Source organism: Streptomyces sp. NPDC043861, from assembly GCF_056435905.1.
Genome location: NZ_JBWKDP010000001.1, coordinates 1 through 15,978, shown reverse-complemented (window position 1 = coordinate 15,978; position 15,978 = coordinate 1). Strand labels below are relative to the sequence as shown.

Sequence of the window (15,978 nt, the reverse complement as noted above, 5' to 3'; positions counted from 1 at the left end):
TAGTCGGATCTTGCAGGGCAAGATTCCCTACAGTACGGTAATCCATGCTAGGGCGATCAGGTACCGCTTTCATCGCCCGATGGAAGGCGATGCGGAATTTCGGTTGAGCGACGGCTGTTGAGGGCCGGTCAAATGGACGAAATACGTCTTGACGCAGACTGCCCGAATTCCGACCACTTCCACATCCATTACCGTCCTGCAGAGGGTGTCCGGCACCGTGCCCATCATCAGCTCCCCTCATGAATTCAATGTCGAGGACCTCTACATAGATCTGCGCAAGGTGAACGACACTCCGCTGTATCTGAAGTGCGAAGGTTTCAACTTAGCGGGATCCATCAAGCTGAAGGCGGCCACCGAAATGGTCGACGCCGCGGAGCACGACGGCCTGCTCCGTCCCGACTCGGTCCTGGTGGAGTCGTCGTCGGGCAACCTGGGCATCGCGCTCGCCATCATCGCGGCCGACCGTGGCTACCGTTTCGTGTGTGTGACCGACCCCCGGTGCAACTCCACCACCCAACGGCTGATGCGCTCACTGGGCGCGGAGGTCCGGGTGATCTCGAGGCAGGACGCCAACCTTGGCTACCTCCACAGCCGGATCGAGTACGTCCGCGAACTCTGCGCCTCCAGCGACCGCTACGTATGGCTCAACCAGTACGCCAACCCCAACAATTGGCGTGCGCACTACGAGAGCACGGCGCCGGCGATCGCCCGGAGCTTCCCGGACCTGGAGGTGCTGTTCGTCGGCGCGGGCACCACGGGCACTCTGATGGGCTGTGCGCGCTACTTCAAGGAGCGCCGTCTGCCCGTCACGATCGTGGCCGTCGACGCCGTCGGCTCGGTCACCTTCGGCGGTATGCCGGAGCGCCGGGTGGTCCCGGGCCTGGGCACCAGCACGCGCCCGGAACTGGTCGACGAGTCATGCATCGACGACGTCGTGCACGTCTCCGAGCCGGAGACCATCCGCGCATGCCACGCCATGGCAGCCCGGGGCTTCGTGCTCGGCGGGTCGACCGGCACGGTGGTGAGCGGTGCCACCCGCTGGCTGGGCGAGAAGTACCCGGGCGAGGATCCCGTGGCGGTCGCGATCTCCCCCGACCTCGGAGAGCGTTACCTCACCTCCATCTACGACGAGAGCTGGCTGCGCGAACACTTCGGCCAGACAGACCTGTTCACCGATCCTCAATGGAGCCAGCACCCATGACCCAGGCACCCTCCTTCTCCGTCATCTCCGGCGCGCAGGTCGTCGACGTCCTGCGCGGCCGCGAGAAGCAGGTGACCGCGATGGTCGAGAAGGCGTACCGCCTGCACGGCGAGGGCCTGACGGTGAACCCGGACTCGTACTTCCTGCGGTTCCCCGAGAACCCCTCCTCGCGCATCATCGCGCTGCCCGCCTCGGTCGGGGGCGAGGTTGACGTGCACGGCATCAAGTGGATCTCTTCGTTTCCCGAGAATGTCGCCGCCGGCATCCCCCGGGCATCCGCGGTGGTCGTCCTCAACGACACCACGACCGGTTACCCACTGGCCTGTCTGGAAAGCTCCGTCATCAGCGCCTCGCGCACGGCCGCCTCCGCGGCCCTCGCGGCGGTGACGATCGCCGACCGGCGTGGTGTGACGCCGCGTCGGGTCGGCTTCATCGGGGTCGGGCTGATCGCCCGCTACCTGCACACCTATCTGGTGGCCAACGGCCTGGACTTCGACGAGGTGGGCGTCTTCGACCTGTCCCGTGAACACGCAGTGGGCTTCGAGGAGTACCTGACCCGCTCCGAGGCCGGCCCGGTGACGATCCACGACAGTGCCGAGTCGCTGATCGCCGGGTCGGACCTGATCGTGCTGGCCACGGTGGCGGGCGAGCCGCACATCCTCGACCCGGGGCTGTTCTCCCACAACCCCTTGGTCCTGCATGTCTCACTGCGCGATCTCTCCCCCGAGATCATCCTGTCCTCCTACAACCTCGTCGACGACATCGACCACTGTCTGAAGGCCAGTACCTCGCCGCACCTGGCGGAGCAGCGGACCGGCAACCGGGACTTCGTCGACGGCACCCTCTACGACCTGCTGGATGGCCGGACCACACCCCCGGCCGACCGCCCCGTCGTGTTCTCCCCGTTCGGCCTGGGCGTGCTCGACCTGGCCGTGGCCAAGTACGTCTACGACGAAGTCAGTGCGGCCGGCACGCTGTTGACCGTACCCGGCTTCTTCCATGAGATGAGGCGCTACGGCTGAAACCCGGTTCCACTCCGGGGAAACACGAAGGGCCCGCCTGTCCGGCGGGCCCTTCGTGGTGCGGAGCACGGTCGTACTCAGAGCCCCGGGCGCGGCCGGGACCCGACGAAGCGGGCCAGCCGCTCGACGCCCTCGGCGATTCGGGAGTGCGTCAGATTGCTCACGGAGAGCCGCAGGCTGTGCTCGCCGCCACCCTGCGGGTAGAAGTACGACATGGGCGTCCAGATGACCCCGTACTCCTCCGCGGAGATCTCCAGTGCCGCGTTGTCCGCACGGAACGGCACGTCGACGGCCAGGAAGAAGCCTCCGCTCGGCTCGCTCCAGCGGATGCCGAGGTCCGCCCGCTCCGCTGCGGGGAAGCAACGCTCGAGCTCACGGAGGGTGACCCGCATCGCGTCCCCGTAGTACGCGGCCGTCCCCGTGTTGAGCTCCGAGGTCCGCCCGCCCGCGGCGAGCAGCATGCCGGCCACGACCGCCTGGCTGACCGGGGAGGTGTTCACCGTCACCATGCTCTTGATCCTGGTGAGTTCGTCCGCCAGCAGGCCTGTGGTCCCGTCGGCCCCGACGACGATCTGGTCGGCGACCACGAAGCCCACCCGGGCCCCCGGGAAGAGCGTCTTAGAGAGGGAGCCCAGATGAACGACGCGGCGCCCGCGGTCGAGCGACTTGAGAGTCGGCAGCTGCCGGCCCGGGCTCACCATCCGGTACGGACTGTCCTCCAGGATCAGAATGCCATGGCGGGCCGCCAGGTCGAGGAGTTCCAGGCGCTGCTCCAGCGGCATCGTCGTCCCGGACGGATTGGAGTGGTCCGGGACTGTGTAGAACGCCCGGGGGCGGCGCCCGCGTGCCTGCTCGGCGAGGATCGCCGCCTCCAGGTCGGCACAGCGGAATCCGTCGGGTGCCTCCTGGACCGCCGTCGGCGCGATGTCGAACAACCTGGCCGCTCCGGTGATGCCCACATAGCAGGGGCTCGAGACCAGCAGCACGTCCTCGGGCCCGGCGATGAGGGCCCGGACCGCGATGAGCATCGCCTCCTGGGCGCCGACCGTGACCACGACGGACTCCGCAGGCACCTCGATGCCCTCGTCCGCTCGCAGGGTCTCGGCAATCAGCTCGCGGATCTGGCCGGCCGTCGGGCCGTACTGGAAGAGCGTTGTACGGATCCCCTCGGGAGACGCCCCGCCCTCGGCCAGGTGGTCCAGGTAGCGGCGCAGATGGGTGAAGATCTGCTCGGTCTCGAAGAAGCCGGCGTACGGGCGGCCCGGCGCGAAGGAGATTGCCTCGGGGTAGCGCTGGGTGATCTCGTTCAGGAAGTTCATCGTGCCGAGCACCGGGTCCGAGACGCTGCTGTGCAGCTCGTCCCTGCGCAGGTCGCCGGCCGGCAGTTCCTGATCGCCGGGTCCGAGACGCTGCGGCCGGCTCCGGCGCGGCTGGGCCTCCTGGTGCATCCCGGGCGGCGTGTCCGCCGGCCCGGGGTCCGTCACCAGGTCCGGGCCGGCGTCCGCGACTGAGCCGGTGCCCGTGAGCGTCATCGCCTCCGTCAGTTCCGCGGCGAACAGACCCAGGACGTGCTCCACACCCTGTTCGCCGTTCACGGCCAGGCCGTGGAGGACCGGCCGTCCGATGAGCACGGCGTCGGCCCCGACGGCCAGGGCGGCCAGCACGTCCGCGCCGCGGCGCACCCCGCCGTCGAGGAGCAGCGGGCAGGCGCCGGCGACCGCCTGCGCGACCTCCGGCAGCACCTCCAGCGTCGACGGGGCTCCGTCCAGCTGCCGGCCCCCGTGGTTGGACACCACGATGCCGTCGGCCCCGGCGGCGAGCGCCCGCCGGGCGTCGGAGGCGGTGAGGATGCCCTTGACCAGCACCGGCAGAGAACTGACGGATCGCAGCCACTCGATCACCGACCAGTCGAGGAACGGGTCGAACTCGGTACGGGCGTGTCCGCTCGGAGAGGAGAAGTCCCCGCCGCCGAGATTGGCCGGAGCGACGCCGGCCGGCAGCCGGAAGTCGTTGCGCAGGTCGCGCAGCCTTCGGCCGAGGTGCGGGGCGTCCACGGTGAGCACCAGCGCCTCGAAGCCGGCCCGCTCGGCGCGCTCGACGAGTCGGCGCGTCGTGACGCGGTCGCGGAAACAGTACACCTGGAGCCAGAGCGGCCCGGTGGCAGCCGCGGCGATGTCCTCGAAGGTCCGGCTCGCGAAGGAGCTGACGACGAGAGGGACACCTGCCCGTGCGGCACCCCGGGCGGTGGCAACCTCGCCGTACTGGTGGGCCAGCGTGTGGTAGGCCATGGGCGCGACACCGAGCGGTGCCGACCAGGTCCGTCCCAGGATGTCGGCACCGATGGCGGGCATGCCTACGCCTGTCAGGACCCTGGGACGCAGCCGGACACGGTCGAACACCGCCAGGTTGGCCGCGAGCGTACGTTCCTCGCCCGCGCCTCCCTCGAGGAAGTCCCAGACAGCGGGCTCCAACCGCTCTCGCGCCAGGGCCGCGTAGTCGGCGGGCGTCAACGGCCTCGCGATGGTGGCACCGGTGTCGCTCATCAGGAGGTCAGCCGGTCACGCTCGACAGCCTCGTAGAGGGCTCGGATGTTGGCGCTGCCGAAGCCGCGGGAGCCCTCGCGCTGGATGAGTTCGAAGAACAGAGTGTTGCGCTCGTAGGGTGAGCGGCTGAACAGCTGCAGCAGGTGGCCCCATTCGTCCCGGTCGGCCAGCACCTGCGCCTTGCGCAGCTCGGCTATCTGCTCCGCCATCCCGTCGAATCGCTCGGCGAGCAGATCGTAGTAGGCGTCCGGGGTGTTGAGGAACTCCACCCCGCGTTCCCGGGCCTCGCCGACGGCGGGGACGATGTCGTCGACGAGAAAGGCGAGATGCTGCACACCAGGGCCGCCGTTGCGCTCCAGGAACGCGTCGAGCTGGCCCGGCTCCTTGCCGGGGTCCGGCGCGACGAGGGTGAAGGTGACGCGGCCGGAGGCGCTGCGCACCACAACGGAGTCCATCGCCTGTCCGCCGACGGCCACGTACTCCGAGGAATAGCGGGAGAACCCGAAGGCGTCCCGGTAGAAGTCGGCGTACTCCTCGAGGGTGTCGCCCGCGAGGCAGACCGCGACATGGTCGAGCAGGCGGATCCGCGACGGCTCCGTGGCGGGCACCACCGGGCTGGGAGTCCACCGGCGACCGTCGGCGAGCATGTCGCCGGGCCGGGCGGCTGCCGGGAGCAGAGTGTGCGCGACGCCGCCGAAGCCCGAGACCACGACGTTGCCGCGGACGGAGGCGAGCGGTGCTGCTCCGCCCGCCACCGCCCGTTCACCGGCCACCGCCGCGTCGTCGCAGGTCATGGCGATGTCGGCGATGCCGTCGCCATGGCTGTCCAGGAAGTTCCAGATGCCGCGGCCCGAAGTGACCACCAGCCGCACGTCACCCTGTCGCAGCAGCACGGAGCTCCGGTCGGTCTCCACCGAGTCCGCGACTCTGGTGAAGCCCAGGGCCGAGACGAAGTAGTTGACGGCGGAGACCTTGTTCAATACGAACAGTTCGACATACGCGATGTCCTGCACAGCCATGGTGCTACCTACCTCCTGAACGGCCGACGGCCGGTGATGTTTCGTGCGTGACGTGGCTTCATTGGTCCGGGCAGCGAGGACCGGGGGCGGGACCCCCGGGTCTCCGCACATGACGGATCCCGGGCGCCCCGCCCCGACGAGCCCTACCGACGCCGGGCGGCTACCAGCGCCATTCCTGCTGCTTGAAGAGGTGGCCGGCCTTGATGTTGCGGTCCTTGCACCAGGTGAGGAACTCCTCGATCTGCTTGATCTGGTAGGTGTCCTCGGTGTAGGTGGTGGCCATGACGTGGCCCAGCCAGTCCTCCTCGCCCATGGCGTAGACGTACGCCTCGTGGGCACCCAGCTCGGTCATGATGGCGGCGGCCTGCTCAGCGTTGGACCCGGAGAGCTTGCGCGAGTTGCTCATCTTCTTGGTGACCGGGATGGTCAGCAGTGCCTGGTAGAGCCAGGTCAGCGGTGCGCCGTCGCACTCCATGCCGAGGAAGGCGATGTCGGCGGTGCCCAGGTGGCCCTTGATGTAGCGGTAGAGCGCGGGCTCGATCCCCGAGGAGTCGGCACCGATGAAGATCTTCTTGCCGGCCAGCTCGGCCCAGTAGGTCGACTTGGCACGGATGTCCAGGTCGCAGTGCTCGCCGAGGAACGGAGTCGCGGTGATCTTACCGCCGGGGAACTCGACCTCGTCGAAGTCATCGACCTCGATCACGTTGAAGCCCTGGTTCCTGAGCATCAGTGCCATCGACGGGTCCGCGAGGTTGCCGCGCGAGGAGCGCGGGACCACGATCGCGCCGAGGCGGCCGCGCAGCTGGAGCAGCGTCTCCAGGACGATGTGGTCCTGGTGCCCGTGGGTGATCAGCACGAGGTCGATGTAGTCCGGCAGGTCGTCCAGCGTGTAGCGGTCGCCCGCGGTGCTGTCGGCGCTGATGAACGGGTCGGTGACGATGGCGGCCTCGGGCGTCTGCAGGACCAGACAGGCGTGCCCGAAGTAGCGAATGCGGCCGCCGCTGTCGATGTGGCGGTCCTCCGCCAGGCCCGGACGGTCCGTCAGCAGACCGGACAGCTGGGCGGCCTGGGCGTCGTCCAGCTCCAGCGCCTCGCGCAGGTGCGCGAGCGTGGCGCCGTGAACACGGGACCGGAACAGTTCGGTCAGACCGTCGTGGCGGAACGGGATGTCCAGCTCCAGGACGTCCGGCGAAGGCAGGCGCGGCGTGCTCAGGATGAACGGGCGCTCGATCCCGGTCTCCAAGGAGAGCTGCACCGACTGGCGCGAGTCGTCGTAGACCTTGCTCTTGTAGACCACCGGCTCCATGAAACGGATCTGCGCCTGGTTGTCGGTGTCGTAGGCGAGCTCGATGAGTCCGCCGAGCTCGGCGGGCATCTTCGGGTAGAGCGGGGTGAGGTCGAAGCCGGTCGCGTTCGCCCGCAGGATCTCCTGGCCCGCGGCGATGGCCTCGGCGAAGCGCAGCATGTCGGCCCGGTCGCGCTTGATGGCGGCGACCAGGTCGCGGACCTCGTCGGCGCGTGACTCGGGGATGTTGACGAAGTACCCGCCCCGAAGCTCCGGGTTGTTGCTGGCCGCGACATGCACCTGCGGGGACTGCAGGTAGGACTCCAGCAGAGGCAACTGCAGGAACGCGAGGTTCATTGCCGCCTGTACCGGTGCCACCGTGTACGGCCAGGCGAAGAACCTGTCCACCAGTGGCTCGATGATGGCCTTCGATCGCAGGAAAAGCCGCTCGTCGGACATCTGCACCTCTCTCTCCAGAAGAAATAAGAAGGAATTGAACAACCGACCGGGTAGCACTCCGGAATTACGTGCGCCCGGCCGGACCGCGATGGAAGGACGACCAGAGAGAATCAGCCAGGACCTGGGGCCCGGAAAGCCGACGAAACCGCATCCGCCTCGCCACACAAAGAGCACCGCGCACAGAGCGCTCTCCGGAAAGAATGGCCCGGGGCGCCGCTATGGATCAACACTCGGCGGCGGGGCACGGTCGTTGAACACGGGCGAGCGGGCGGCAGGACGCGTCGCGAAACCCGCGGAACGCCCGCCGCCCGCTGTGCAACTGCGTCGGCGCGGCGGTTGAACGGCCGTCGGCCGGCCGGTACACGAGAGTCCGTCAGACCGCGATCGCCGCGACGGCGGGCCGGGCCAGGTGCAGGTAGTCCGCGACCGACAGGGCGACGGACACGTCCAGTCGCCCGGCGTTGAAGTACATCTCGTCGTGGACCAGCAGGCCCTCGTCGACGAGCAGGTCCAGCTCGGCCGAGAAGGCGAACGGGGCGATGGAGCCGCTGACGGTGCCGGCGAGCTCCTCGGCGACCTCCCGGGCGGCGAAGGAGGCCTCCCGGCCGCCGTAGCGCAGCGCCAAGGCAGGCAGATCGACCCGGCGGTCACCGGGGACCACGGCGAGCACGTAGCGACGTGAGCGCTTGCCGGTCGCGACCCGGACCACGATGGACTTGGCGGCCTGATCCAGCGGATGCCGGCGCAGGCGGCTGGCGGCCTCGGTACGGCCCTCGGGTGCGTGGGCGATGGTCCGGTAGGACGCCTTGCCGGCCGAGAGGAGATCGATCAGGCGCTGGAAGACGTCGCGGTCCTCAGGCATCCGCGGCCTCCGCGGGCCGGGCGAGGCGGGTTCGCGTGCAGCATGGGCGGCGGTACACCGTATCTCCGTAGGACGATGGGCGCCGTCGGGAAGAGCCGACGGTCGTGGCGCATGCCCAGCGGGATCCGACCGTCTGCTCGGGCTTCCGCGCACGACTCGTGGGGTGCGCGGTGATGTCGACGAGCCGTCATCATAGGAAGGCAATGACGCCCATGGCATGCCGCACACCCTGAACACCCCTGTGCAGCGGCGATGGTTCAGACCTCAACGCCCCGGCGCCTCCGAGGCGAGCTCGTGCAGCGGCACGACGTTGAGAAAGGCGACATCGCCGATGCGCAGCGCACTCAGCCCCATCACCGTCAGCGACTGGTCGTCGTTCACCTTCACCGACGCCCCTTCGTCCGCCAGCAGGGCACTCAGCACCGCGACATCGGGCGTCCGCACGGACACCCGCGCCCGGACGTCGCGGGCGGCGAACGGGGCCGCACGTTGCACCGGGACCGGCTCGCCCCGCTCGATGACCACCAACTCGTCCGCCAGGTACTCCAGTTCGGCGGACAACTGACCGGTGACGAGCACCGTACGCCCCTCGGTGGCCAGCCGCTGAAACAGGGCACGCGCCCAGACCAGACCCTGCTGGTCCAGCCCGTTGAGGGGCTCGTCGAGCACCAGGACCGGCGGTTCGGCGAGCAGCGCGCAGGCAATGCCCAGCCGCTGCCTCATCCCCAGCGAGAAGGTGCCGACCCGGCGCTGTTCCGCCTCGGTCAGCCCGACCTCGTCCAGCACTTCGTCCACCCTGGCTCGCGGGATGCCGTGCCGCCGGGCCAGCCCGCCCAGGCACTCCCGCGCGGTGTTCCCGATGTGGGGGCAGTACACGCCGTGGGTGTCCAGCAGCGCGCCGACCTCGCGTGGGCCGGGCGCGTGGTCCCGGAATTCGCGGCCGCCGATCGCAGCGCTACCGGCAGTGGGACTGCTCAGGCCCAACAGCAACCGCAGCGTCGTGGTCTTGCCGGCGCCGGCCGGTCCGAGAAGCCCGGTGACGCGCCCGGCCCCGGCTGTGAAGCTGAGGCCGTTGACGGCCGTGACGTCGCCGTAGCGCTTCGTCAGTTCCCTGATCTCGATCATGATCACCATGGTGGATTAAACCGGGCCCGTACCGCATCGCGTCACCGGGTCCAGTCGCCGACAAATCTGTCAACCGCGGGATGACACCTGCGGCCTGATGCCGCACGAGCGGATCGGATAGTTCTCATCGGAAAACTGCCGTCCGAACAGAGATCAGCCACGGGCCCGTTGTCCGAGCCTTTCGCAGGGAGATCCAGCCCTGCAAGGATGACGAACACTTCTGCACTGTCCGCAGACAACCCCCTGAGGAGCCCCATGGGCAATACATCAGCGTGCCGTAAATACGTCGGCCCGGCGGCAGGAAAAGGAGTGCAAAAAGAAACCAGCGACTCGGACGGAAAGGAGGCGCAGGATGTCTGAACACCTTACCGGACCGACCACGGCCGCGGTCGGAACACCACCGCTCCACCCCATCGACGTCGACCGCGCCGAAAGGAAACTGGACAAACGGGTCCTGCGGACCCCGGTGGTGCGCTGCGAACCGCTGGACGCGATCGCGGGCACGCGCCTCTGGCTGAAGGCCGAGAACCTCCAGCGCGGCGGATCGTTCAAGGTTCGTGGCGCCCTGCTGGCCGTCGACGAACTGGCCGGCTCGGGGAGCCGGGGCGTGATAGCACAGAGCACAGGCAACCATGCGATCGCGGTCGCGATCGCCGCCCGTGAGCACAACCTGCCCGCCATCCTGGTCCTGCCCGCCGATGCTCCGCCCACCAAGATCGAGCGGATCCGGCACACCGGCGCCGAGGTGGTGACCTCCGGCACCCTGCTCGCCGAACGGATCGCCGTCGTCGAAGAGTTGCGGCAGCAGTACGGATACGACGTGGTCGACCCCTATCAGAACCCTCAAGTGGTCCTCGGTCAAGCGACCGCCACCGCGGAACTGATCGGCCAGGTCGCAGCCGAGGGCGTGCGGCTGGACGCCGTGGTCGTCCCGGTCGGTGGCGGCAGCGCCGTCGCCGGTGCCTGCCTGGCGGCCTCACGGCACGGGCAGGCCGTGGTCGGGGCCGAGCCCGAGGCCGTACCCGCCCTGACCGCCGCGCTGCGCGCCGGGCGTCCAGTGACAGTCCCTGTAGGGCACACCATCGCCGACGGTCTGCGCCCCGACCGGATCGGCGCGCTTCCCTTCGGTCTCGCCCGGCAGGAGGTGACCTCGGTGATCACCGTCCCTGAGGCCGCCATCGCCGACGCCCTCCGGGCCGCATTCCATCATGCTCGACTGGTCATCGAGCCTGCCGCGGCCACAGCGCTCGCCGCCGCTCTCGGCCACGCCGCCGAGTACGGCGGCGAGGTCGGGGTCCTGCTCAGCGGTGGCAACGTCGAGCCGAGCCTGGTCGCCTCGGTGCTCGCCGGGCAGAGCAGCCCGGTCTGACCGTTCACCGCATCCGGGGGCCGGCGGGGTGTGCGGCCCGGTCGGCGACGACCGGGCCGCACACCCCGCACGCCGTTCCGGCCTCAGTCCTCCCAGCCAAGCCAGGCCGCTACCTCGGCCCAGACCAGGCCGAGGTTCTCAGGCTTGGCGAGGTCGTAGTGGGTGCACGGCACACCCGCCTCGGACACCACGCCGGTCACATGAGCCGCCCACCGGTGGGCGGTCGGCTCCTCTTCCGTACGGCCGTTCTCGGCGACGACCAGCAAGGCGTCACCGTCGAACCGCCCGTGCTCATGGGTGCGCCGGATCCTGCGGCCGTTGTGCAACACCCGCGCGAAGGCCCGGTACTCCTCATCGGTGATCGTCCCCAGCACGCCTCCCGCCTCCAGCCGCACCAGGTCGGCCAGTTGGTCGATCTCGGCCTCCGGGTCGAGCTCCGCCTCCTGCGCCGCCAGGGCCGCCTCCGCCTCGCTGTCCCACGGGTACTGGTCGAGCAGGACCAGGGCCCCGACCTCCTCGCCTGCCGCCTGCAACTGGACGGCAATCTCATGGGCGAGCACGCCGCCGTACGACCAGCCCAGCAGGTGGTACGGGCCGCTCGGCTGTACCGAACGCATCTGCGTGATGTAGTCCGCGGCCATCTCGGTGATGGAGCCCGCGAGTTGCGTCGAGCCGTCCAGCCCCCGGGCCTGCAACCCGTACAGCGGCACGTCGACCGGGACGTACCGGACGAGCGGCATGTAGCACCAGCTCACGCCACCCGCAGGGTGCAGGCAGAAGAACGGCGGCCGGTCGCCCTGCTCCCGTATGGGCAGGAGCACGTCCAGTGCGTCGCGCACCGAGGACAGGCTCATCCGCTTCATCAGCTCGGCCACGGTCGGAGCCGCGAACAGGTCGCGGACCGCGATCGACACCCCTCGCTCCCGCAGCCGCTCCACCAGGCGGACCGCGAGCAGTGAGTGACCGCCGAGGGCGAAGAAGTCGTCGTCCACGCCCACGCTCTCCAGGCCGAGGACCTCCGCGAACGCGGCACCGACGTTCGCCTCGAACGAGGTGACCGAGTGGTGCGCCTCCTCACGGGCCTCGACCTCCGGTACCGGCAGGGCCTTGCGGTCCAGCTTGCTGTTCGGCATGAGCGGCAGCTTCTCGATCACCACCACCGCGGACGGCACCATGTAACCCGGCAGCCGGTCCTGCGCCACTGCGCGTACCGCCTGGCCGAGGTGGTCCAGCTCGTCCTCGGCGAGACCGCGGTTCGGCACCACGTACGCCACCAGCCGCTGGTCACCGGGATTGTCCTCGCGCACCAGCGCCACGGCCTGGGCGACCGAGGGATGCCCGGCGACCACCGCCTCGATCTCCCCCAGTTCGACCCGGAACCCACGCACCTTCACCTGGTCGTCCGAGCGCCCGACGTACTGCAGGTCACCGTCCGCGGTCCAGCGCACCACGTCGCCCGTCCGGTACATCCGCTCACCGACGCCGGCGAACGGGTCCGCCACGAAGCGCCCCGCCGTCAGCTCCGGGCGTCCCAGGTAACCGCGTGCCACACTCCGGCCCGCAATGTACAGCTCACCGGCCACTCCCACGGGCACCGGTGACAACAGGTCATCCAGCACATAGACCCTCGTGTTGCCGATCGGCCCGCCGATCGACGAGACGTCCGCCGCCTCCCCCGCCAGCTCCTTGCCGGTCGACCAGACCGTGGTCTCCGTCGGCCCGTAAAGGTTCGTCAGGGTCGGCGTCCTGGCCAGCAGCGTGCGCGCCAGATCGGCCGGCAGCGCCTCGGCGCCGATCATCGCCCGCACCCGGGCCCAGTCCACCGGGTCATCCGCGTCGGCCACCAGGCCGCGCCACAGGCTCGGCGTGGCGTGCACGATCGTCGCCCCGGTGTCCCGGATCAGCCCGCGTAGCGCCCAGGGGTCGAGCACCTGCTCCTGCGAGGCAAGCACGATCCGGGCGCCGTTGAGCAGCGGCAGATAGAACTCGAAACCCGCCATGTCGCAGCCGTGGGTGCTGACCGCCAGCAGCCGGTCCTCTGCGTCGAGCGCGAAGCGGTCCTGCATCGCCGAGAGGAAGTTGACGATCGCACGGTGCTCCACCAGAACCCCCTTGGGGCGCCCGGTGGACCCGGAGGTGTAGATCACCCACATCGGGTGCTCGGGCCGCAGCGCCACCGTGCGCTCGCCGTCCGCCAGCGGGCTGTCCGCCAGGGCCGCGAGCTCGGCCGCCACCTCGGCGGAGTCGAGCAGCACCAGCGGGACCTCGTCCGCCTCCGCTTCGGCCGCCCCGGCCAGCGGTCGGCCCTCGGGCTCCATCGGCCGCCGGCCCAGGCTCTCGCTGGTGAGCCGGCAGGCCGCCCCCGAGTCGGCGATCACGTAGGCGATCCGGTCCGCGGGGTAGGCCGGGTCGATCGGCAGGTAGCACGCCCCCGCCTTGATCACCCCGAGAAGTGCCACCACCAGGTCGACCGTGCGCTCGAAGACCGCCGCGACCACCGCCTCGGGGCCGATGCCCCGGCCCGCGAGCAGCCGTGCCAGCCGGTTCGCCCGGGCGTCCAGCTCGGCGTAGCTGAGTTCGACGTCCCCCTGCACCAGTGCGACCGCGTCCGGGGTCCGGGCGACCTGTGCCTCGAACAGCTCGACGACCGTCGCGTGCGGTACCGGGGCTTCGGTGGCGTTCCATTCGGTGAGGACACGGCGCCGCTCGTCCGCGCCGAGGACATCCACCGCACTGAGCCGGGCTCCCGGCTGCTCGGCGACCGTCTCCAGCAGCCGGACCAGCCGCTCGGCGATACGGGCGCCCGACTCGGGGTCGAACAGGTCCGCTGCCGCGATCACCGCGCCGTGCATGCCGGCGGGCGCGCCGTCCGTGTCGTGCACCTCGACCATGCTGACGTCCAGGTCGAACTTGGCGACGGCCGGGCCGCTCGACAGGACTGCGGCACCACCGTCGGAGGGCTCGATGCCGGACCGTTCCGGCGACCCGTCGACGGCGTTCTCCACCAGCAGCATCACCTGGAACAGCGGGTGGCGGGCCATCGAACGGGCCGGAGCCAGCTCCTCGACCAGCTTCTCGAACGGTACGTCCGGGTGCTCGAACGCACCCAGCCCGGACTCCCGGACCCGTCCGAGCACCTCACGGAACGTCGGGTCGCCGGACAGGTCGGTCCGCAGCACGAACGTGTTGACGAAGTACCCGACCAGGTCGTCCAGCGCCTCGTCGGACCGGCCCGCGATCGCCGACCCCACCGGCAGGTCCGTGCCGGCGCCGAGGCGGTTCAGCAGGACGGCCAGGGCACCGTGCAGGACCATGAACATGGTCACGCCCTCGGCCCGCGCCACCTCGGCCAGGCGTGCATGCACCTCGGCGGGGATCTCCAGTCGGGTGCGGTGGCCCCGGTGGCTCGCCGTCGCCGGACGCATCCGGTCGGTAGGCAGCTCCAGTTCCTCCGGCACCCCGGCCAGCGCCTCCCTCCAGTAGGCGACCTGGCGGCTGATCAGGCTGTCCGGGTCCTCCGCGTCGCCGAGCACCTCGCGCTGCCAGAGCGCGTAGTCCGCGTACTGGACCGGCAGCGGCTCCCATTCCGGTGCCCGGCCCTCGCGGCGCGCCGCATAGGCGGTGGCCAGGTCCCGTGCCAGCGGGTCCCACGACCAGCCGTCACCGGCGATGTGGTGCACGACGACCACCAGTACGCACGCGTCCGGACCGGTCCGGAACAGCGAGGCCCGGATCGGGATCTCGGCCGCCAGGTCGAAGCAGTACTGCTCGGCTTCGGCCATGGCCCCGGCCAGCTCCGCCGGGTCGACATCGGCCGAGTGCAGCACCCAGTCCACGTCCGCAATGTCGAGGATCCGCTGGTACGGCTCGCCGCCTTCCGCGCCGAACACGGTGCGCAGGACCTCGTGGCGGCCGATGACGTCCCGGAAGGCCGCGCTCAGTGCCTGTGTGTCCACGTCGCCGTCCATGCGGGTGGAGACGGGGATGTTGTAGGTGCTGCTGGGCCCGTCCATCCGGTTGATGATCCACAGCCGACGCTGCCCGTAGGAGAGGGGGAGGTGGTGGGGGCGGGGCATCGGGGTGAGGGCGGCGCGGGCGGTGTCGGCGCCCGCGAGTCGGGCCGCGAGTCCGGCGACGGTCGGCGCCTCGAACACGGTACGGATCTCGGTCTCGACACCCAGCACGGTCCGGATCCGGCTCACCAGCCGCACCGCCAGCAACGAGTGCCCGCCCAGCTCGAAGAAGTCGTCGTCCACGCCCACGCCCTCAACACCGAGAACATCGGCGAACGCCAGAGCCAGCAGCTCCTCCCGCAGATTCACCGCACGACGCCCACTCCCGGCCGACGACGCACCGTACTCCGGCACGGGCAGCGCCTTGCGATCCAGCTTCCCGTTCCCGGTCAGCGGCAGACCCTCCAAAACCACCACCGCCGCCGGAACCATGTGCTCAGGCAGACGACGCCCCACGAACTCCCGCACCACCGCCGGCAGACCGACCACATCGGCATCCTCATCGGCAGCAACCACATAAGCCACCAGACGCACATCACCCGGCACATCCTCACGAGCCACCACCACAGCCCCGTCGACCAGCGGATGCCCGCCGACCACAGCCTGGACCTCACCCGGCTCGATCCGGAACCCACGGACCTTCACCTGCTCATCCGCACGACCCACGAACACCACCCGGCCATCACCGGACCAACGCACCCGGTCACCCGTCCGGTACAACCGCACACCCGGCTCGAACGGATTCGCCACAAACCGCTCCGCCGTCAAAGCGGGACGCTGCACATACCCACGCGCCAACTGCACACCCGCCACATACAACTCACCCACAACACCCACCGGAACCGGCCGCAAAGCGCTGTCGAGAACATAGAAACGCGTGTTCGCCACAGGCGCACCCACAGCAACCACACCATCCACGTCCAGACGCGTGGTCGCCACACCGATCGTCGTCTCCGTCGGACCGTAATGGTTGAACACCTCACAACCACCCGCCTGCCCGACCAACTCCCGCACCAACTCCGACGAAGCAGCCTCACCACCCAGGACCAACGACCGCGCCGGCAGCACACCCCCGACCCC

General features: G+C 69.8%; 9 protein-coding genes. 3 read left to right on the top strand and 6 right to left on the bottom strand.

All coding sequences use genetic code 11. From position 1 onward, the window contains the following. Nucleotides 1-217: 217 nt before the first annotated feature. Both sbnA and sbnB read left to right on the top strand, forming a co-directional pair. Nucleotides 218-1,201 (top strand): 2,3-diaminopropionate biosynthesis protein SbnA, encoded by a 984-nt coding sequence (gene sbnA / locus AC068D_RS00045; RefSeq protein WP_478820607.1) that lies wholly within the window; start codon nucleotides 218-220, stop codon nucleotides 1,199-1,201. Next, complete coding sequence (gene sbnB, locus AC068D_RS00040; RefSeq protein WP_478820606.1) at nucleotides 1,198-2,223, top strand: 2,3-diaminopropionate biosynthesis protein SbnB; 1,026 nt, start codon at nucleotides 1,198-1,200, stop codon at nucleotides 2,221-2,223. The genes sbnA and sbnB overlap by 4 nt, the downstream gene beginning before the upstream one ends. A 77-nt stretch (nucleotides 2,224-2,300) precedes the next feature. Here sbnB and AC068D_RS00035 read toward each other — a convergent pair whose 3' ends face one another. The 5 genes from AC068D_RS00035 to AC068D_RS00015 all read right to left on the bottom strand — a co-directional run bounded on the left by AC068D_RS00035 (nucleotide 2,301) and on the right by AC068D_RS00015 (nucleotide 9,516). Further along, nucleotides 2,301-4,766, bottom strand: coding sequence for an aminotransferase class I/II-fold pyridoxal phosphate-dependent enzyme (locus AC068D_RS00035; protein ID WP_478820605.1), 2,466 nt, complete (start codon nucleotides 4,764-4,766; stop codon nucleotides 2,301-2,303). After that, nucleotides 4,766-5,785: a 4-hydroxyphenylpyruvate dioxygenase gene (hppD, locus tag AC068D_RS00030; RefSeq protein ID WP_478820604.1), complete on the bottom strand. Its 1,020-nt coding sequence runs from the start codon at nucleotides 5,783-5,785 to the stop codon at nucleotides 4,766-4,768. Before hppD ends, AC068D_RS00035 begins: the two co-directional genes overlap by 1 nt. A gap of 160 nt (nucleotides 5,786-5,945) precedes the next feature. Beyond that, nucleotides 5,946-7,529, bottom strand: coding sequence for an MBL fold metallo-hydrolase (locus tag AC068D_RS00025; RefSeq protein WP_478821361.1), 1,584 nt, complete (start codon nucleotides 7,527-7,529; stop codon nucleotides 5,946-5,948). 373 nt (nucleotides 7,530-7,902) lie between these two features. Then, nucleotides 7,903-8,391, bottom strand: a complete 489-nt coding sequence (locus AC068D_RS00020; RefSeq protein ID WP_478820603.1) for a YbaK/EbsC family protein — start codon at nucleotides 8,389-8,391, stop codon at nucleotides 7,903-7,905. 264 nt (nucleotides 8,392-8,655) lie between these two features. Beyond that, nucleotides 8,656-9,516 (bottom strand): ATP-binding cassette domain-containing protein, encoded by an 861-nt coding sequence (locus AC068D_RS00015; RefSeq protein WP_478820602.1) that lies wholly within the window; start codon nucleotides 9,514-9,516, stop codon nucleotides 8,656-8,658. A gap of 352 nt (nucleotides 9,517-9,868) precedes the next feature. Here AC068D_RS00015 and AC068D_RS00010 point away from each other — a divergent pair, with 352 nt between their 5' ends. Next, complete coding sequence (locus AC068D_RS00010) at nucleotides 9,869-10,885, top strand: threonine ammonia-lyase (protein WP_478820601.1); 1,017 nt, start codon at nucleotides 9,869-9,871, stop codon at nucleotides 10,883-10,885. Between the two features lie 83 nt (nucleotides 10,886-10,968). Here AC068D_RS00010 and AC068D_RS00005 read toward each other — a convergent pair whose 3' ends face one another. Next, on the bottom strand, nucleotides 10,969-15,966 hold the full coding sequence (locus tag AC068D_RS00005) for an amino acid adenylation domain-containing protein (protein WP_478820600.1): 4,998 nt from the start codon (nucleotides 15,964-15,966) through the stop codon (nucleotides 10,969-10,971). Nucleotides 15,967-15,978: the final 12 nt, after the last annotated feature.

Excerpts from the sequence above, each read along its gene's own strand:
- sbnB (WP_478820606.1), top strand. The coding sequence starts at position 1,198 with ATGACCCAGGCACCCTCCTTCTCCGTCATCTCCGGCGCGCAGGTCGTC.
- AC068D_RS00035 (WP_478820605.1), bottom strand. The coding sequence starts at position 4,766 with ATGAGCGACACCGGTGCCACCATCGCGAGGCCGTTGACGCCCGCCGAC.
- hppD (WP_478820604.1), bottom strand. The coding sequence starts at position 5,785 with ATGGCTGTGCAGGACATCGCGTATGTCGAACTGTTCGTATTGAACAAG.
- AC068D_RS00025 (WP_478821361.1), bottom strand. The coding sequence starts at position 7,529 with ATGTCCGACGAGCGGCTTTTCCTGCGATCGAAGGCCATCATCGAGCCA.
- AC068D_RS00020 (WP_478820603.1), bottom strand. The coding sequence starts at position 8,391 with ATGCCTGAGGACCGCGACGTCTTCCAGCGCCTGATCGATCTCCTCTCG.
- AC068D_RS00015 (WP_478820602.1), bottom strand. The coding sequence starts at position 9,516 with ATGATCGAGATCAGGGAACTGACGAAGCGCTACGGCGACGTCACGGCC.
- AC068D_RS00010 (WP_478820601.1), top strand. The coding sequence starts at position 9,869 with ATGTCTGAACACCTTACCGGACCGACCACGGCCGCGGTCGGAACACCA.